This is a genomic window from Acidovorax sp. IB03 (genome assembly GCF_016406015.1).
In the GTDB taxonomy this organism is placed as follows: domain Bacteria; phylum Pseudomonadota; class Gammaproteobacteria; order Burkholderiales; family Burkholderiaceae_C; genus Acidovorax; species Acidovorax temperans.
On record NZ_JAEFCH010000042.1, the window covers coordinates 15,306 to 34,047 of the forward strand.

The 18,742-nt window shown below is 65.7% G+C and carries 15 protein-coding genes and 1 other RNA gene; 6 read left to right on the forward strand and 10 right to left on the reverse strand.

What is annotated here, in order from left to right:
• Positions 1-4 precede the first annotated feature (4 nt).
• From IHV84_RS17470 to dnaX, 6 genes are all read right to left on the reverse strand, one after another.
• Positions 5-157 (reverse strand): DUF3096 domain-containing protein, encoded by a 153-nt coding sequence (locus tag IHV84_RS17470; protein WP_082758696.1) that lies wholly within the window; start codon positions 155-157, stop codon positions 5-7.
• A gap of 62 nt (positions 158-219) precedes the next feature.
• A complete protein-coding gene (locus tag IHV84_RS17475; protein WP_233100098.1) occupies positions 220-1,233 on the reverse strand; it encodes an ABC transporter substrate-binding protein in 1,014 nt (337 codons plus the stop codon).
• 208 nt (positions 1,234-1,441) lie between these two features.
• Positions 1,442-1,867: an MAPEG family protein gene (locus tag IHV84_RS17480; RefSeq protein WP_198847816.1), complete on the reverse strand. Its 426-nt coding sequence runs from the start codon at positions 1,865-1,867 to the stop codon at positions 1,442-1,444.
• A 102-nt stretch (positions 1,868-1,969) separates the two neighbouring features.
• The gene (recR, locus tag IHV84_RS17485; RefSeq protein WP_198847817.1) at positions 1,970-2,560 is read right to left on the reverse strand and encodes a recombination mediator RecR; all 591 of its coding nucleotides are present in this window, start codon (positions 2,558-2,560) and stop codon (positions 1,970-1,972) included.
• Positions 2,561-2,791: 231 nt separating this feature from the next.
• The gene (locus IHV84_RS17490) at positions 2,792-3,124 is read right to left on the reverse strand and encodes a YbaB/EbfC family nucleoid-associated protein (RefSeq protein ID WP_015013601.1); all 333 of its coding nucleotides are present in this window, start codon (positions 3,122-3,124) and stop codon (positions 2,792-2,794) included.
• A 40-nt stretch (positions 3,125-3,164) separates the two neighbouring features.
• The gene (gene dnaX / locus IHV84_RS17495; RefSeq protein WP_198847818.1) at positions 3,165-5,171 is read right to left on the reverse strand and encodes a DNA polymerase III subunit gamma/tau; all 2,007 of its coding nucleotides are present in this window, start codon (positions 5,169-5,171) and stop codon (positions 3,165-3,167) included.
• A 102-nt stretch (positions 5,172-5,273) separates the two neighbouring features.
• Between dnaX and ffs the strand changes: the two genes are divergently transcribed.
• Positions 5,274-5,370, forward strand: an RNA gene (gene ffs, locus IHV84_RS17500) — signal recognition particle sRNA small type.
• 112 nt (positions 5,371-5,482) lie between these two features.
• On the opposite strand, the gene IHV84_RS17505 is transcribed toward ffs, so the two are convergent.
• From IHV84_RS17505 to IHV84_RS17520, 4 genes are all read right to left on the reverse strand, one after another.
• On the reverse strand, positions 5,483-5,671 hold the full coding sequence (locus IHV84_RS17505) for a hypothetical protein (protein WP_198847819.1): 189 nt from the start codon (positions 5,669-5,671) through the stop codon (positions 5,483-5,485).
• A 99-nt stretch (positions 5,672-5,770) separates the two neighbouring features.
• Positions 5,771-7,192, reverse strand: coding sequence for a TIGR03862 family flavoprotein (locus IHV84_RS17510; RefSeq protein WP_370541315.1), 1,422 nt, complete (start codon positions 7,190-7,192; stop codon positions 5,771-5,773).
• Between the two features lie 47 nt (positions 7,193-7,239).
• The gene (locus IHV84_RS17515) at positions 7,240-10,761 is read right to left on the reverse strand and encodes an exodeoxyribonuclease V subunit beta (RefSeq protein WP_198847820.1); all 3,522 of its coding nucleotides are present in this window, start codon (positions 10,759-10,761) and stop codon (positions 7,240-7,242) included.
• Positions 10,758-13,358: a PD-(D/E)XK nuclease family protein gene (locus IHV84_RS17520; RefSeq protein WP_198847821.1), complete on the reverse strand. Its 2,601-nt coding sequence runs from the start codon at positions 13,356-13,358 to the stop codon at positions 10,758-10,760. Before IHV84_RS17520 ends, IHV84_RS17515 begins: the two co-directional genes overlap by 4 nt.
• Before the next feature lie 110 nt (positions 13,359-13,468).
• Between IHV84_RS17520 and trxA the strand changes: the two genes are divergently transcribed.
• The 5 genes from trxA to IHV84_RS17545 form a co-directional block, all read left to right on the forward strand.
• A complete protein-coding gene (gene trxA / locus IHV84_RS17525) occupies positions 13,469-13,801 on the forward strand; it encodes a thioredoxin TrxA (RefSeq protein WP_066694851.1) in 333 nt (110 codons plus the stop codon).
• 251 nt (positions 13,802-14,052) lie between these two features.
• Positions 14,053-15,315 carry a transcription termination factor Rho gene (rho, locus tag IHV84_RS17530; RefSeq protein WP_044396828.1) on the forward strand — a complete coding sequence of 421 codons (1,263 nt, stop codon included), beginning with the start codon at positions 14,053-14,055 and terminating at the stop codon, positions 15,313-15,315.
• A gap of 159 nt (positions 15,316-15,474) precedes the next feature.
• The gene (locus tag IHV84_RS17535) at positions 15,475-15,729 is read left to right on the forward strand and encodes a type B 50S ribosomal protein L31 (RefSeq protein WP_044396829.1); all 255 of its coding nucleotides are present in this window, start codon (positions 15,475-15,477) and stop codon (positions 15,727-15,729) included.
• A gap of 105 nt (positions 15,730-15,834) precedes the next feature.
• Complete coding sequence (locus IHV84_RS17540; RefSeq protein ID WP_198847822.1) at positions 15,835-17,538, forward strand: hypothetical protein; 1,704 nt, start codon at positions 15,835-15,837, stop codon at positions 17,536-17,538.
• Positions 17,539-17,697: 159 nt separating this feature from the next.
• Positions 17,698-18,742, forward strand: a 1,045-nt coding sequence (locus tag IHV84_RS17545; RefSeq protein WP_198847823.1) for an MATE family efflux transporter, incomplete at its 3' end; no start/stop codon positions are given.

Here is an 18,742-nt window from a genome sequence, read left to right on the forward strand (position 1 = left end):
GTGCTCAAAGGCGCATGGAAGCCATACCCATCAGGCCCAAAATTCCCATGATGATCAGGTACAGCGCCACGATGGTGCTGAGCAGCCGTGGCATGACCAGGATGAGAATCCCGGCGATCAAGGACACCAACGGGCCGATGCTGATACTGAGCGACATGCGCGGTTCTTTCTGCGAGTGGAAAAACCGCTATCTTGCCCCAGCCCAATCGCCCTGCTGCATCAAACGTTGAATTTTTGCCGCGCCTTGCGAACCCAGTCGTTCGAGAAGGTGCGAGCCAGGTCCACCTTGGTGGCGGCAAGCTCCGGGTAGGCCAGCGTGAGGGCACGCAACGCCACTGCGGGGGCATCGTCCGGCATCATCCCGTTGGGCGAAAACGTTTCGCGGATACGGTGGAACGCTGCCAGATACAAAGGCCGGTCGGTGGCCAAATACGAGGCGGGTAATGCTTTGACGATATCGGCTGGCTCGGCGGTCTGCAGCCATTTGAGGGCGTGGACCATGGCGTTCACCAGGGCCTGCACCTGATCGGGGCGCTTTTGTACAAAAGGCTGCGCGGCATACAGGCAGCTGGCCGGCATGGTGCCGCCAAACAGTTCATGAGAAGCCTTGATCGTTCGCGCGTCCACCACCACACGCAAGCCCTGCTTCTGCTCGGCCTGCGCAATGATGGGGTCGGAGTGGCACAGCGCATGGATCTGCCCTGCGCGCAGCGCGGCCATGGCCGCCGTGGCAGAGGCCATTGACACATACGTCGCACCCTGCGGGTTCAGCCCTTCCCGGGCCAGAATCCAGCGGGCAAACGAGTGGGTGGAGGAACCCGGCGCAGACACGCCAATGCGCTTGCCCGCCAGGTCACGCACCGATTCATACTGGGGCAGCATGCGCGGCAGAATGCCCAGCGCAATCTGCGGCGCCCGTCCGTGCAGCACCACCGAGCGCAATGCGTATCCATTCAGCTGCTGCCGGATGGTGTGCTCGTAAGAGCCCGAGACCACATCTACCGAGCCATCCTGCAACGCCTGCAGGGCCAGAGCACCGGCAGAAAAGTCGCGCAGCACCACATCCAGCCCTTCGGCCTTGAAAAAACCCAGCTGCTCTGCCAGCAGCACGGGCAAGTGGTACATCTCGCCCTGCCCCGCCACCCCCAGCGTCAGGCGATCACCGAGCGCCGCAGCGCGCGAACGGGCCGCCAGCAGGGGCGCGAACACGCCCGCTGCACAGGCGGCAGACATGATCCCGAGAGTACGGCGGCGAATCAAAGCACGCGGCATGAAGGTAAAGATGTGAAGGGAATGAATTGCTGCACCGCAACAATTGTGCAAGCACCCAGCAAACGAAGCATCAGGGAACACCCCTGAGGACTTTTACGTACTGCCGTGCTTTTTCAGCCAGTGGGGGCAGCTAGTGCCCATGGCATGCAAAAAACCTGCCCACCGCAACTCAGCGATAGCCCACGAACAAGATCGCGACATTCACCATGAACGCCCCGGCCCAAACGGCGCTGCGGGCTGTGGGCACGTTGGAGACATACATCATGATGTAGAACATGCGCAGCATGACGAACAGCATGGCCAGCAAGTCCAGCCAGGTCTGCCGCGCCCCAAGCTGGTGCGCAATGATGACGGCGCCAATGAAAAAGGGCAGCGACTCAAAGCTGTTGGCCTGCGCGGCGTTGGCGCGGGCGCGCCAGTCACCCTGGCGGGCGAGCCAGCTGCGCGGGTCACTGTTGTCATAGCCGCCCTGAGCGGGCGGCTTGCCCAGGGTGCCGCTCTTGGCGATCCAGGCGCACACGATGGGCAGCAACGCGGCCACCAAAACGCACCAATAGGCCGCGGTGAATCGGGCCACTTGCAGGGATGTATTCATTTGTAAGCCTTTTAGGGCCCAAAGCCCCTGTGTATCAGCGCAAGCCGCTATGATTTTGGGAGTATTCTACCTGCGACAAGCGGGGCCAAATGCCCTGCCAATTCAGCGGCGATCGACCAGCGCGTGCGCAATCGTGCCCAGGTCCACGTACTCCAGCTCGCTGCCCACAGGCACACCGCGCGCCAGCCGCGTCACATGCAGCCCCCGGCTCTTGAGGGCCTCGCTCAACACATGCGCCGTGGCCTCACCCTCGGCATTGAAGTTGGTGGCCAGAATCACCTCCTGCACCACGCCATCGCTGGCGCGCTCCATCAGCTTGTGCAGGCCTATCTCTTTCGGGCCAATGCCATCGAGCGGACTCAGCCGCCCCATCAGCACAAAGTAAAGCCCTTTGAACGCCCCCGTACGCTCCAGCGCCGACTGGTCAGCCGGGCTCTCCACCACGCACAGCCGCGATGCATCGCGCTCCGGGTCCAGGCAGGTGCTGCAGATATCGTCTTCGGTGAACGTGTGGCAACGCGCGCAGTGGTGCACGTTCTGCACCGCATCGTGCAAGGCCACCGACAAGGCCTCAGCCCCCGCACGGTCATGCTGCATCAAGTGAAACGCCATGCGCTGCGCAGACTTGACCCCCACCCCCGGCAAACGGCGCAGCGCCTGGATCAAGACATCGAGGGCGTTGGTGGAGGACATGGGAGAAGATCTGAGAAAAAAGTGAGCGCAGTTAACAACCCGTTGTAGGCACGCCCGGCCCAAACGCAGACGCAAGATTGGCTTTTCCGGCCTTTCACACCCCACCCTCAAGGGCGTAGCGAGCGGGATGAGCTGCAAGGCGGCCGGAGCACAGCAACCGGAACGTACTTGAAGTACGTGAGGATTGCGAGCACCGCCCAACGACGCATGGCTGGCGCGCAGTAGCCAACCTCAGAAAGGGAATTTCATGCCGCCGGGGAGTCCTGGCATCCCTGCTGTCAACTTGCCCATCTTCTCCGCCGAAGTCTCCTCGGCCTTGCGCACCGCCGCATTGAACGCAGCCGCCACCAGGTCTTCCAGCATGTCCTTGTCTTCGGCCAGCAGGCTGGGGTCGATGGTGATGCGCTTGACGTCGTGCTTGCAGGTCATCACCACCTTGACCAGGCCCGCGCCCGATTCGCCTTCCACTTCGATGAAAGCCAGTTCGTCCTGGGCCTTCTTGAGGTTGTCCTGCATGGCCTGGGCTTGCTTCATGAGGCCGGCGAGTTGTCCTTTGTTGAACATGGATGGTTTCCTTCTTGTAGAAAAGTAGCGAGGTCAAAAATTACAGCGGCTTGATGCTGCCCGGCACGATCTTCGCGCCGTGCTCACGCATCAGCGCCTGCACATAGGGGTCGTTCATCACGGTTTCTTCGGCCAGTCGCTGGCGCTCGGCGGCGGCAGCGGCGTTGCGGCGGGCGGGGCTGTCGATGACTCGGCCCACTTCCACGCTGATCTGCGTAGCGTGGCCCGCAGCCTCCAGCGCGGCGCGCAGGCGTTCGCGGGCGGTGGGCTGGTTCAGCGATTCGCGCTCCACCCGCAGCAGCCAGTGGGCACCATCGCGTGCCACCAGTTGGGACTGCAGGGCCAGCTCGCGCACCAGGGCGGTGATGGCCTCAGCCGCCACCAGCTGCTGCACCGTGGCGTGCCACACGTCGCCCTCTTCCGTGGGCGTGTAGCGCGCGGAAACCGGTGTGGGCGCCGACAGGGGCAAGGGCTGCAGGCGCTCGCTGGGCTCGGATGCCTCACGCACCGGAATTGCTACGAATTCAGGAGCTGCCTGCGCTTGTACTTCTTGCGCTGGAGGCAGATTTTGCTCTACCTTTTCAGCCATACGCACAGGCGGCACGGCCGGGGTGGTGGGCACCGATCCATCGTCCGCGTCGGGCCATGGAGGGGGTTCGTTGCTGCTGTCTTCTTCCCAAGGCGGCACAGACTCTGCCACCGGGGCAGGTGCTGCAGCGGGCTGCGCAGGCGCTGGGACCGGGGGAGCGGTTTCGGGTGGCTGCGCAACGGCCGGGGCCACAGATGCCACCGGGGCAGCGGCAGAGGGAGCCGGCGCCACGGAAGGCGCTGGCAGCGGTGCCACTGGCAAGGGGGCCGCTGCAGGCTGCGCTGCGGCCACCGGGGTAGGAGTAGGTGCCGTTTCAGGCCGCGTCAGAGTTTTTTTTTCAGCCGGGTCTGCGGGGGCTTTGAAGGCCAGCAGGCGCAGCAGCACCATGGTGAGCGCGGCGTATTCGTCAGGCGCCAGGCCCAGCTCGGCGCGGCCATGCAGGCACAGGCTGTAGAGCAACTGGGTTTCGTCGGCGGGCATCTGGGCTGCGAGCCGCGCGGTCTCTACCGCCTCGGGGTCATTGGCATCCGCGGCCTGCGCCATCTGCGGCACGGCCTGGTACACGGCCATGCGTTGCAGCACAGCGCTCATTTCTTCCAGGGTCGATGCGGCAGAAAGGCCATTCATGCGCAAGGCATCGGCCGTTTCTACCACGGTTTTGCCATCGCCCTGGGCCAGCGCATCGATGAGGCGGAACACGTAGGAGCGATCCACTGCTCCTAGCATCTGGCGCACGCCCGCTTCCTGCAACTGGCCGCTACCAAAGGCGATGGCCTGGTCGGTGAGCGAGAGCGCATCGCGCATGGAGCCCCGCGCAGCGCGCGAGAGCAGGCGCAGTGCCTGCGGCTCGGCAGGCACGTTTTCGTTGGCCAGCACGCGGGTGAGGTGGTCCAACACCGTCTCGGGGGCCATGGGGCGCAGGTTGAACTGCAGGCAGCGCGAAAGGACGGTGACCGGCACCTTCTGCGGATCGGTCGTGGCCAGCACAAACTTGAGGTATTCGGGCGGCTCTTCCAGCGTCTTGAGCATGGCGTTGAACGCCGTGTTCGTCAGCATGTGCACTTCGTCGATCATGAAGACCTTGAAGCGCCCCTGCACCGGCTTGTACACAGCCTGCTCCAGCAGGCTTTGCACCTCATCCACGCCGCGGTTGGAGGCCGCGTCCAGCTCGGTGTAGTCCACAAAGCGGCCGCTATCGATGTCCATACACGCCTGGCACACGCCGCAGGGCGTGGCGGTGATGCCGCCGTTGCCATCAGGCCCCTGGCAGTTGAGCGACTTGGCCAGAATGCGCGACACCGTGGTCTTGCCCACGCCGCGCGTACCCGTGAACAGGTAGGCGTGGTGCAGGCGCTGCTGGGTCAGCGCATTCGACAGGGCCTGGACCACATGCTCCTGCCCCACCATTTCGGTGAAATTGCGGGGGCGGTACTTGCGGGCGAGCACGAGATAGGACATGGGGCCGGATTCTACGGGCTGGGCAGGGGTCGCCCTTTTCACGGCAGCGATAAATCCCCGCGCTGGTCGATGGGGCCCGGCAACCGCAGTACAATGCGCGGTGACGGGCCTCCCCGCATGGCAAAGCAGCCAACCGGGTCAGGTGGGGAACCAAGCAGCCCTAACTGTAGAGTCAGTGCCGGGGGTAAGGCTCGTCACCTCATTCAATGGGATGCCATTGCATCCACGCCAGAAGGCACCGACAGGTGCCGAATTTCTCCCCCCACTTCCTGATATCGCGGATACCGCACCTGGCTTCAGGTGCGCTGGGTTCAGCCGCGCCGCGCGCCGGACTCGCGCATGAACTTCTCCATCTCCTGCAGCGTGGAGACGATGGTTTGGAGCTCGGTTTCCTTTTCACGCAACTCGGCGATGGCGACTTCGTGGGTGCGGATTTGCTCCTGCAACTGCGCAATCTGCGCCTGCATCTCGGCAATGGCGGGGCCGTTGGACGTAGTCATGCGAAAAATCTCTTTCCGTTGGGCCAGGGACATCGCACCCGGCCATTCTGCTCGTTTGGTTTACTCGCTATCAAATCGATAGCTTCTGGCGCTTCCCCATCAAGCGCTGCGCCCCAAAAACGCCAAAACACCCTGCCCCGCACGCACGCCGCTGGCCAGGCTGGCGGTGAGCAGGTAGCCGCCGGTGGGAGCCTCCCAGTCCAGCATTTCGCCCGCACAGAACAGGCCGGGAACAGCCTGGGCCATGAGGTGGGAGTCCAGCGCCTCGAAGGTCACCCCCCCGGCGGTGCTGATGGCCTCATCGATGGGCCGGGTGGCCACCACGGTGATGGGCAGCGCCTTGATGGCGTGGGCCAGAGCCACAGGGTCGTTCATCCCGTCTTTGCCCAGGTGCTCGTACAGCACGCCCGCCTTGATGCCATCGAGCCCCAGGCGGCTCTTGAGGTGGCTGGACAGTGAACGCGAACCGCGCGGGTGACGCACCTCGACCAGCACACGCTCGGGCGAATGGTCAGGCAGCAAGTCGAGATGAAAGGTGGCGTGGCCGTGCGCTTCGATCTCATCGCGCAACAGATGTGACACGGCGTACACCAGGCTGCCCTCGACCCCCGTGACCGTGGCCACAAACTCGCCCCGGCGTTGAAAGTGCTGGCCGGTGCTGCTGGTAAAACTCAGCGCCACAGACTTGAACGGCTGGCCCGCAAAGCGTTCTGCGAAATGCGGCGTCCAGCCCACCGGCACGGCGGGCGTGCGGCCCAGCAGCTCTTGCAAAAAGGCGCGCCGCGTTTCGCCCGCAGGGGCGTGCATGCCCGCCACATCAAAGCCGCAGTTGGACGGGCGCAGCGGGGCCACGGCCACGCCTCGCTCGGCCAGCAGGGGCACCCAAGCACCGTCGGAACCGAGCCGCGCCCAGCTGCCGCCGCCCAGGGCCAATACCACGGCGCGGCAGGTCACCTGGCACTCGCCCGCAGGGGTGGCAAAGCGCAGCACCTGGGCTGACGATGGCGTGAAATCAAGCGCTTGCTGCGCAGGCTGCGCGGCTTGCGCGGCATCGTGGTCGTTGGCCCAGCCCAGCCAGCGGTGGCGCATGTGCAGCTGCACGCCCTGCCCGCGCAGGCGGTGCAGCCAGGCGCGCAGCAAGGGGGCAGCCTTCATATCGGTGGGGAAGACGCGGCCCGACGTGCCCACAAAAGTCTCCACCCCCAGGCCCTGCGCCCAGGCGCGCACCTCGGGGCTGCCGAAGGCGCGGATCAACGGCTCGATCTGCGGCTTGCGCGCGGCATAGCGGCTGGCAAAAGGCTCGTGCGGCTCAGAGTGCGTGAGGTTGAGCCCGCCCTTGCCCGCCAGCAGAAACTTGCGGCCCACCGAGGGCATGGCATCAAACAGATGCGCGGCCACGCCGCTTTGGGCCAGCACTTCTGCCGCCATGAGCCCGGCGGGGCCACCGCCAATGATGGCCACATCGCAAGAGATTGCGGAAACGGCAGAAGTGGCGGGGGCGGAGGATGGGGCTTGGGACACGGGAGGCCTTTGGGTCAACGTCGAGAAGATGGCAAGAGCAGTGCAGATCAGAACAGGGAGCCCTGCCTGGAGCCTGGCACCGGCGGCGCGGGTTGGGGCGCACGGGGGCTGGAAGCGGCAGGGGTTGCGGCATTCGCAGCCCCATCCACCAGCGCAGCGCCGGGGGCGGGAGTATGCCCCAAGGCGGAGGCGGCAGAGGCGTGGGTGCCACCGACCATCACCATGCGCCCATCGCCCGTGAGGAACGCGGCATGCACCACCTCGCCCGGCATGAACACAGACACGGCCTCGCGGTAGCGCTGCAGCTGCGCCACCAGGGCCTGCTGGCGCTGGGGCTGCGTGGCGCTTTTGTAGTCCAGCACCCACCAGCCCGCCAGGGCATCGCCGGCCTGCACGGCGCGGCGCTGCACCAGCCGGTCGATGCGCAGGCTCTGGCCCTGGTAGTGCAGCGGAGCTTCGTTGATGGCGGTCTGGATCAGTGTCGCATCCCACGCCCAGGCGCCCTCGCCCGCCAGAATGGCCTGCGCCATGCGGGCGGACTGTTCGGCAGCGGCGGGGGTGATGTCGTGGTCCGCAGCCAGGCGGGCCAAGCGCGCGGCGGGCCAGCCATGGGCACGCACATCGGCCAGCGGGGCACCGGCCACACCGGCCTGCTCCAGCAGCTGGTGCATGGCATCGCCCTGGCGCGACAGCGGGGTCGATTCCGCATCGCCCGGCATGGCCACGGGGGCATCGCCCTCCAGCCCCGCGGCGGTGTGCACGCGGGCGGTTTGCAGGGCCTCGGGCAGCGCGGGCAGGCTGGGGATGGTGAAGGTTTCCGGCACATCAGCAGGGGCAGCGGCTTCTGCGCCATGCGCCGCCGGGGCCTGGGCTTGCAGATCGACTTCCGTGACCAGCGGAGCCAGCCGGTTCCACCAGCTGCCGGGGGCCGAGTTGCTGGGCTGCACCGACGACAGCGCCAGGCAGTGCTTGGCGCGCGTCATGGCCACGTAGAGCATGTTCAACTCCTCGCGGCTGCGGGCCTGCTGCTCGGCGGCCAGCGTGGCCTCGGCACTGGGGGGCGGGTTGGACTCGCTGGCCAAAAAGATGAACGCTGAGGGCGCAGGCTGCTCGCCCGGCCAGTCCACCAGCACGCCCATGGTTTCGGCCTTCTGCGGGCGGGTGTCGGTGTCCAGCAGCAGCACGCAATCGGCCTCCAGCCCCTTGGCCCCGTGCACCGTCAGCAGTCGGATGGCCTGCGCATCGGCCCGGCCGGGGGCGCGCACGCCGCCCTTCTTCATGGCGCGCACAAACGCATAGGGCGTGAGGTAGCGGCCCCCGTCGTGCTGCAGCGATGCCGCCAGCAGCGCCCGAAGGTTGGCCTGCACGGCCTGGCGCTGGGTGGCGGGCGCGGCGGCGGCAAAGCGGGCTAGCACGTCGCCGTGCTCGTAGATGGCGTGCAGGGCATCGTGCGGCGGCAGGCGCTGCACCCAGCCCTGGTATTGAAGCAAAACAGGCCCTATCGCTTGCAAATCAAGCGCAAGCAGCTCACTTTTTAATAGCAAATCAAACCAGCTGCAGCCCGCATGCTCAGGCTGTCGGCGCAGCACGGCCAGGGCCACCAGCGCATCGTCGCCCAGACCGAACAGCGGCGACTTGAGCGCACGGGCGAGCGACAGGTCGTGCGTGGGCGAGACGAGCGCATCGAGCAGCGCCACCATGTCCTGCACCTCGGGTGCGTCGAACAGATCGGCCTTTTCCGGTTGCACGCAGGGCAGGTGCAGGGCGCGCAGGGCGTCTTGCATGCTGGCCAGGCGGTCGCGCTTGCGGGCCAGCACCAGCACCTCTTTGGGCGGCGTGCCGCTGGCGATTTGGGCGGCCACCCAGGCAGCGGCCTGTGTGCATTCGCGCATGCGCTGGGTTTCTTCGGCCTCGTGGCGGGGTTCGGTCAGGCTGTCGCGCCAAGCCAGGGGGTCGCGCGCGGCGCCTTGGCCGTCGTCGTCCGCATCGGTGATGGCGGGCAGGCGCAGCAGCTGGCCTGGGTGTTTCGATTCAGTGGTGTGGTCGCGAAAGCCTGTGGTCTCGTGCTGCGCCTGGGCTTGCCCCATGACGGCGTTGACGGCAGCAATCACGCCCTGCGCGTTGCGGCGCGTGTGGTCGCAGCTCAGAAGGTCGCCGCCCAGCCCATCGCGCACAAAGGCCTGCGCGGCGATGAACACCTGCGGCTCGGCCCGGCGAAAGCGGTAGATGCTCTGCTTGGGGTCGCCCACGATGAACACGCTGGGCGCAGCCGAGCCACCGCCCGAGCCCGCATAGCCCGCCAGCCACGCGTGCAGCGCCTGCCACTGCAGCGGGTTGGTGTCCTGAAACTCATCGACCAGCAGGTGGCGAATGCGCGCATCGAGCCGCTCTTGCACCCAGCCAGAAAGGATGGGGTCGGCCAGCATGACCAAGGCCGTGCGCTCCACATCGTTCATGTCCACCCAGCCGTGCTGCTGCTTGACGGCGGCAAACTGCGCAATCAGGCAGCGCGCCAGCCGGGCCATGCGCTGCTGGTGCTGCCAGGCCTCATGCTGGCGGCGGGCGGTGAGCAGGCGCTGCAGCTCGGGCTCGGCCTCTTGCGCGGCAGGGAACTTCTCCAGGTTCTTCGACAGGCGGTCTTCCTTGGCCACGAACATCGCTTTGCGCAACATGTCCAGGCGCTGGTTCAGGTCGGGGCAGGCCAGCGCGTCGATGATGGCGTCTGCGGCCTTTTGCGGGGTCTTGTTGGACTCGGCCCCCAAAGCGCTGGCACGGTTGCGCCAACGCTGCTGGCAGGCTGCATCCTGCAAGGCCTCGGCAGGCTCTGCAAACGCCGCCAGTTCGGGGTACGCCTGCTGAAACGGCGGCACCGAGGCATCGACCACCCCCGCAACGTCGGCCAAATCAAACTCCACGCGCTTGGCCAGCGCGGCCGCCAGCGCCTTGTGGGTTTGCGAGCGGCCATGGCGGGCCACCACAGCTTCGTAGTCGGCACGCAGGCTGGCGCTGTCGGCCACGGTCTGCAAAAACGGGGGCCACACCTCACGCACGGCCTCGGCATCGTCTTCCAGCAACTCAAAGTGCGCGGGCAGCCCTTGCTGCTGCAGCAGCGCCAGCGGGGCCGTGCCCAGCAGCGCGGCAAACCAGCTGTGGAAGGTGCGGATCTGCACCGGGCGGCCCGCCTCCAGCAACTGGCGGTATAAATTTTGTAGCGCCTCGCGCTTTTCCAGTGCGCCTTGGGGGCTGATTCCGCGTGCAATCAGCTCGGCAGTGAGTTCATCGAGCGGCTTGTGGCTGAACTGCTCCAGCCACTCTTGCAGGCGCTGGCGCATCTCGCCCGCGGCCTTTTTCGTGAAGGTGATGGCCAATATCTCGTGCGGCGCGCAGCCGTCGAGCAGCGCCCGCAGCATGCGCGAGACCAGCATCCAGGTCTTGCCTGCGCCCGCGCAGGCTTCCACCGCCACACTGCGGGCAGGGTCGCAGGCGATGGCGTAAAAGGCCTCGCGCGAGACGGGGCGGCCGTTGTGTTCGTAGGCAGCCTGGGTGGGCGATGGAGTGCTCTCGGTCATGGCGTCTCTGGCGCGGGCAGCGCCTGTTCGGTATCTGCCCAATAGTCTTTGCGGCACAGGCCGCGCACGGCGCAGAACTCGCACACCGAGCCCTCGCCCAGGGCAGGCAGCGGGGCCCCGCCGGCAATGCGGGCCATGTCGTGCTGTATGCCTTCAACCAGCACATCGCGCAGGTGCACCACCTCGTCCTGTTCGTGCAGTTGCGTCTCGCCGCGCTCGCCCACGTTGACGTAGGCGGCGCGCAGCGTGTCGTGGTGCAGCAGGGCGGCGTAGAACGGCAATTGCGTGTCTTCCGCGCCGCTTTGGATGCGCTGGCGGGTGACGCTGTCGCTTTCGGTTTTGTAGTCAATCACCAGCACCGTGGGCTCGCCCGTGCTGGAGACGCCGTCGATGCGGTCGATGGTGCCGATCAGCTCCAGGTCGCCCAGCGGTTGCTTGGCCTTGACCTCGGCCTGGCGGAACATTGCGCCTTGCTGTTCGTGCCCGGCCAGCCAGTGCAAATAGCCATCGCGCAGTTGCGCCCAGCCTGCAGCAAAGGGCAAAAAGTCGCCGTCCTGCAGGCGCTGCTCGCGGGTGACGGCCTCGGCGGCAGCGTCCATGCGGGCGCTGCGCTCGTCCGCGTCATCGGTGGGCTGGTCGCGCAGGTCTTCATGAAAACGCTGCAGCACCGCATGCAGCCAGTTGCCAAAGTCGCGCTTGTCCACGGCGGCGTCCAACTCGTCGGCCTCGCGCAGGCCGAGCTGGCGCTGGGCAAAGAAGCGGTAGGGGCAGTGGCGCAGGTCGGAATACGCGGTGGACGAAAGCTGCTGCACGGGCAGCGCCTGGCCCACAGGCAAGGGGCGCAGCGTGGGGGCGGCCTGCACGGTGCGGGGCGGGCGGGCGTCAGCACCCTGGGCTGCGTCGCCTTGCAGTTGCAGGGCCAGCACCAGGGCGCTGGCCAGCAATGGCTCCCCGCCCTCATCGCTGGTGCGCCACAGCACATCGACCACGGGTGTGCGCAGGGCGTTGGCCCAGGCGGCGCGCTGGGCAGCCTCCAGCGTCTGGCGTGTGGGCAGGCCCCAGGCCTCGCGCTGGGCTTGAGACCAGTCGCCCGAGGGCTCGGGCGCAGGCTGCAGGCGCTTTTCATCGCTGCCCGGCAACACGGCAGCGGCAAACGGGCGGCCCAGCAGCTGCGGCATGGGCAACACCACCACGGGCGCTTCCGCCGATTGGGCTGCCACGTAGCGCCCGGCTTCCAGCACATCCTTCACCCAGCGGGTGAATTCGGCAAGCGTCATGCGGCGGCCAGCGCTCTCGCCCCAACCCGCCAGTTCGGCCTGTTGGCCGTCTTGCAGGCGCAGGGCAGCCAACATGCGCATGCCCGCCGGGTCAGCCTGCAGGCCCTGCCACTGGCCTGCTTGCTCCAGCACGGAGCGCAACGCCAACAGCCACTGCGGCAGGGGCCGTGCGGCGCGCAGAGCATCGCGCCAGGCCTCTACCGTGGCCACGGTGCGCGCCAGGGCGGGCTGGGTGCTGAAATCTCGAGCCGCAGCGGCGCTCCACTGCGGCACCACGTTGCGGCGCAGCCATTGCTCCAGACGGTTGACATCGGCAGGTGGCAGCGCGGGCGTGTGCTTGAGCCAGTCGAGCACGGCGTTGGACGACGCGTTCCAAGCAGCCGCCTCCAGCGCGGCCATCAGCCTTGCGGCCGAACGGGTGGTGGAGAGAATCCAGCCGCTTTCATCGCGCACCAGCACGCCCTGGCTGTCCAGATGGGCCAGCACGCGACGGATCAGGGCCCGGTCGGTGGCGGCCAGCGCCACGGGGATGCGGCCCTGCTCGATGTGGCGCAGTACGCAGGCGGCTGCACGGTGGGCTTCGTCTTCGGCGTCTGCCGCCGCGTGCAGGGCCATCTGCGATGGGGGTTGTGCAGAGGCAGACTCCGCATCCCACAGCCCTACGCAGCAGGCGCTGGCACCCCAGTGCTGCACCAGGGCGAGGTTGAGGGCGTCGGACTGAAACCCCTCCAGCACCACCAGCGCATCCACTGCGGCGCGCACACCGGGCTCAAACAGCACATCAGTGGCGTGGCGCGATGCCAGCACCCATTCCAGTGCCAGGCGGGCTACCAGGGCTTCATAGTGCAGGGCACTGCCTTCTTCGGTGGTGGCCAGCAGGGCACGGGCCTCATCGCCCCAAGCGGCGCGGCGCTCGGGCTGCACAGCAGCCACCACCGGGGCCAGCTGGGCTGCAGCCTCTTGCAAAGGGGTGGCCAGCACATCACGCAGGGCGCCCTGCCCCACACGCTCGAGCAACGCCCGTGCCGTCAGGGTGTCGCGCGCCACGTCGCCCGCAAAGTCATCGCCCGCAGGCTCAAAGCCTTGCAATTGCCCGGCCCAGTTGCGCGTGGTTTCAAAACGCGGTGCAAACCCCTGCGGAAACTGCTGCGCCCAGAAACGCTGGGCCCAAGGCATCAACTGGGCGTAGGGCACCAGCACCACGGTGCGCGCCAGATGCGCGCCCTGGGCCTGCGCATGGGCCGCCACCTGGGCCAGAGCGCGGTGCCATACAGCAGCGCACGGAGCGGTGTACCGATCACTTTTCGCTATGACAGTCATAGCATCGCGAGACCCGGCCACACCGGTGAACGTGGAATTGGTTTCTGTCACAATGCCTGAACTTTAAACGTACACCGGTCCCAACCCGCTGAAAAACAAGGAATCCCGCCATGGCCAGCGAACTCATCAAACATGTCTCCGACGCCAGCTTTGAAGCCGACGTGCTGCAACCCGGCACCCCGGTGCTGGTGGACTACTGGGCCGAATGGTGCGGCCCCTGCAAGATGATTGCCCCAATCCTCGACGAAGTCGCAGGCGCCTACCAGGGCAAGCTGCAAATCGCAAAGATGAACGTGGACGAAAACCGCGAAATCCCCGCCAAGTACGGCATCCGCGGCATTCCCACGCTGATGCTGTTCAAGAACGGCCAGCTGGCAGCCACCAAGGTGGGCGCCATGAGCAAGGCCCAGCTGACAGCCTTCATCGACCAACAATTGGCTTGATGCGCAGACGCCGCCCGAAGGCTCGGTCGGCGTCCGCTCTTTTTGTGCGAGCGCAATGCCATGGCAGGCATTGCGCAACAGCCCAGGATCCCCGCATTTTTTTCCTGTCATAATTTCGCCAGATCACCGGCTTGCACGCATTGGCAACCGGCCCGAGATCTCCCAGGCGCGCCCGGACTGTCAACAGCAGCTCCCGTGGCACCAGCCCCACTCCCCCAAGATACCTACTTACTCCGCCAAGGAGTCTTTCCATGCACTTAAACGAACTCAAGGCACTGCACGTGTCTGAAGTCCTGAAGCAGGCCGAAGAACTCGAAATCGAAAACACAGGCCGGATGCGCAAACAGGAGTTGATGTTTGCCATCATCAAGAAGCGCGCCAAGGCGGGCGAACAGGTGTTTGCGGATGGCGTGCTGGAAATCCTGCCCGATGGCTTCGGCTTTCTGCGCAGCCCTGACACCAGCTTCACCGCGAGCACGGACGACATCTACATCAGCCCAAGCCAGGTGCGCCGCTTCAACCTGCACACCGGCGACATGATTGAAGGTGAAGTGCGCACACCCAAGGACGGCGAGCGTTACTTTGCCCTGACCAAGCTGGACAAGGTCAACGGCGGCCCGCCCGAACAGAACAAGCACAAGGTGATGTTCGAAAACCTGACGCCCCTGTTCCCCAAGGAACAGATGCGCCTGGAGCGCGACATCAAGGGCGACGAGAACATCACCGGCCGCATCATCGACATCATCGCCCCCATCGGTCGTGGCCAGCGCGCACTGATCGTGGCGCCGCCCAAGAGCGGCAAGACGGTGATGATGCAGCACATCGCCCACGCCATCACGGCCAACAACCCCGACGTGCACCTGATGGTGCTGCTGGTGGACGAGCGCCCTGAAGAAGTGACGGAAATGCAGCGCACGGTGAAGGGCGAAATCATTGCCTCGACCTTCGACGAGCCCGCCGCCCGCCACGTGCATGTGGCCGAAATGGTGATCGAGCGCGCCAAGCGCCTGGTCGAGCTGAAGAAGGACGTGGTGATCCTGCTGGACTCGATCACCCGCCTGGCCCGCGCCTACAACAACGTGGTGCCGTCGTCCGGCAAGGTGCTGTCGGGTGGTGTGGACGCCGCTGCGCTGCAGCGCCCCAAGCGCTTCTTCGGCGCGGCCCGCAAGGTGGAAGAAGGCGGCTCGCTCACCATCATTGCAACGGCGCTGGTCGATACCGGCAGCCGCATGGACGAAGTGATCTTTGAAGAGTTCAAGGGCACCGGCAACTGCGAAATCCACCTGAACCGCCGCCTGTACGAAAAGCGCGTGTTCCCCGCTATCGAGCTCAACAAGAGCGGTACACGCCGCGAAGAGTTGCTGCTGGCGCCCGAGATCTTGCAGAAGACCCGCATCCTGCGCCAGTTCATGTACAACATGGACGAAATCGAGTCGATGGAGCTGATGATCAAGAACATGAAGGCCACGAAAACGAATGTGGACTTCTTCGACATGATGCGTCGGGGCGGCTGATTTTTGGCGCCCCGCCTTGCCCCTAACTGGCTTCAAAGCGATGAACGGGGCATCTGAAAACAAGGCAAACAACAGTCTGTGCAATAATGGCGGGCTTTTTCTTGCGGAAAGTACATCGGACTGGCCGATGCGGCTCCCGCAGCTGACTCAAGGAAGATCATGAAAGAAGGCATTCACCCCAATTACCGCGAAGTGCTGTTCGTGGACCTGTCCAACGGCTTCAAGTTCGTGACCCGTTCCTGCGTGAACACCAAGGAAACCGAAACCTTCGAAGGCAAGGAATATCCTCTGTTCAAGCTGGATACCTCCTCTGAATCGCACCCCTTCTACACTGGCACACAAAAGTCGGTGGACAACATGGGTGGCCGCGTGGAGCGCTTCCGCAACCGTTTCGGCAAGACCGCAGCGAAGTAATTCGCCGCAATCCGCCAAAAAGGCAGCCCGGGCGACCGCGCTGCCTTTTTCTTTGGTTTTCCCTATATTCTTGGCAACCGCGCTGCCCGTTGCCCCGCCCTCCCCGTGACTCCACCCAACCCCGCCATCGTCAGCCAAAAAGCCGTACAGGCATTGCCACGCTGGGCGCTGTTGCTGCTGTGCCTGGCGTATGTGGTGCCCGGTTTTGTAGGGCGCGACCCGTGGAAAAGCGCAGACGTCACCGCGTTCGGCTACATGCTGGAGCTGGCCCAGGGCACAACCTCTTGGTGGAACCCTCTGCTGGGCGGCATGGCGCCAGAAACGGACGGGCTGCTGCCCTATTGGCTGGGAGCACTGGCAATCCAATGGGCGCCTGCAGGGCTCACCCCCGACATGGCGGCACGGCTCCCCTTCGCAGGGATGCTCGCCCTCACGCTCATAGCCACCTGGTACGGGGTGTATTACCTGGCCCGTAGCCCTGCGGCGCAGCCCGTGGCGTTTGCTTTTGGCGGCGAGGCCCAGCCTACCGACTATGCCCGCGCCATGGCCGACGGGGGGCTGCTGGCCCTGCTGGCCTGCCTGGGGTTGGCCCAGCTGTCGCACGAAGCCACCAGCTACCTGGTGCAACTGTGCTGCACCACGCTGGTGTTCTTCGGATTTGCCGCGCTGGGCTTCCATACCGTAGCCCCCGCCCTGGCGCTGGCCGCCGGGCTGGCCGGGCTGACCCTGGCGGGTGCCCCTGCCCTGGCGGCCATGCTGGGCCTGGGCGGCGCCTGGCTGGTATGGCGCAGTGCCAGTGTGGACATTGCCCACCAGCGCAGATGGGTTGCGGCAACTTTGATTCTGGTGGCAGCTGCGGCGCTGATGGCGTGGCAGCTCGACCTGTGGCGCTGGCGACTGGTAGGTACGGATGCGGGCGGCAAAGAGTGGGCCAGCCTGGCCCGGCTGCTGCTGTGGTTTGGCTGGCCTGCGTGGCCCCTGGCCATCTGGACACTGTGGCGCTGGCGCAAGCAGATTGCCAGCACCCAGTGGCACCGCCACCTGTGGTTGCCACTGTGGTTCTCGCTGGTATCGGTGGGCGCCACCATCAGCACAGCACCGGCAGACCGGGCTTTGCTGCTGGGCCTGCCCGCCATGGCCACGCTGGCAGCTTTTGCACTGCCTACACTGAGCCGGGCGGTGGCTGCGCTGATTGACTGGTTCACCCTGCTGTTTTTCAGCATCTCCACCTTGGCCATCTGGGTCATCTGGATCGCCATGCAGACCGGTGTACCGGCCAAGCCAGCAGCCAACGTAGCCAAGCTGGCGCCTGGGTTCAGCCCATCGTTCTCGCTGTTCGCACTGCTGGTGGCGCTGGCAGCCTCGGTAGCGTGGTGCAGTTTGGTGTGGTGGCGTGCATCGCGCGACCGTGCCCCCATCTGGAAGAGCCTGGTGCTGCCCGCCAGCGGCGCCACCCTGGGTTGGCTGCTGCTGCTGACGTTGTGGCTGCCCTTGCTCAATTACGCGCGCAGCTATGCACCGCAAGTGCAAAACGTGGTGCGCTTGATGAACAACGCGCCCCAAGGCTGCGTACAAACCTACGGCCTGAGCCGTGGACAGATCGCGGCTTTCCAGTACCACGGCGGCATGAACCTGCAAGCGGCAGACCCCCAGGCCCACTGCGACTGGCTTCTGGTGGATTTGAACGCCTGGCCCGCGCCCCCAGGCATTGCCAAGACCAGCGACTGGGCAGAAGTGGCCATCGTGCCGCGCCCCACGGACAAGAACGACCAGCTTGTGCTGCTGCGCCGCGCGCAGGCCCCGCAATAAGCCGGGGCAGCTGCCGATCAGTAATTGCGGTAGCCCCATGGGCGAGCCTGCACCGACATTGCGCTGAAAATCAGCCGCTGCCATTCGCCATTGAGAACACAACCAACGCGCGCCCTTCCGCAGACCAAGGGGCTGCCAGCGCAGCCATTGAACCAACGCATGACAACGCCCCATCCCCACCTCACCGACCAGTCTGCCGATCTGCCCAGCATTGCGCGCCATGCGGCCACCGTGCTGGCAGGCCAGTTGGCGGTGATGGCCTTTGGCGTGACGGACACCTTGGTGGCAGGCCGCGATGGAGAAGCCTCGCTGGCGGCGCTTTCGGTGGGCTCGGCCATCTTCATCAGCATCTATGTCGGGCTGATGGGTGTCTTGCAGGCGCTGATGCCCGTGTGGGCCCAACAACGGGGTGCAGGTGATCTGCAGGGCATGGGTTTTTCGGTGAGGCAGTCGCTCTACCTGTGCATGGCGGCGTCGGCACTGGGCATGGCGGTACTGCTGTTTCCCGCACCGCTGCTGCGCTGGACGGAAATCCCTCCTGCCCTGCGCTCCGAGGTGGAGCAATACCTGGCCGTACTGGCCTTTGCGCTGCCCGCAGCACTGCTGTTTCGGGTCTACAGCACGCTCAACCAGGCGCTGGGCAAACCCCAGCTGGTGACCTGGCTGCAGGTCGCATCGCTGTTCATCAAGGTCCCTTTGTCCATCTGGTTCACGCTGGGCGGCGCAGGCTTGCCCGCACAGGGCGTAGTGGGCTGCGCCTGGGCCACGCTGTTGGTCAACTACACCATGCTGGCGTTGGCGGTATGGCTGCTGCGCACCCAAAGCATCTACCCCCCCTTGCAGCTCTGGCGCCCGCTGGAGCGGCCCCATGCCCCAACCCTGTCCGGCTTTTTGCAACTGGGCGTGCCTGCGGGGCTGGCCATCATGGTGGAAGTCACTTCCTTCACGCTGATGGCCTTGTTCATTGCACGCCAGGGCACCACGGCCGCCGCAGCACACCAGATCGCCGCCAACATGGCCGCATTGCTGTACATGGTGCCGCTGTCGCTGGCCATCGCCACCAGCGCGCGCGTGAGTTACTGGCTGGGCGCTGGCCAGGCTCTGCGTGCGCAGCGCGTGGTTTATATAGGTTTTAGGCTTGCAGCGCTTGGCGACCTCAAATCTGAAGTGCAACACCCCCTTCAGAATAGAGGCCTCCATGAGC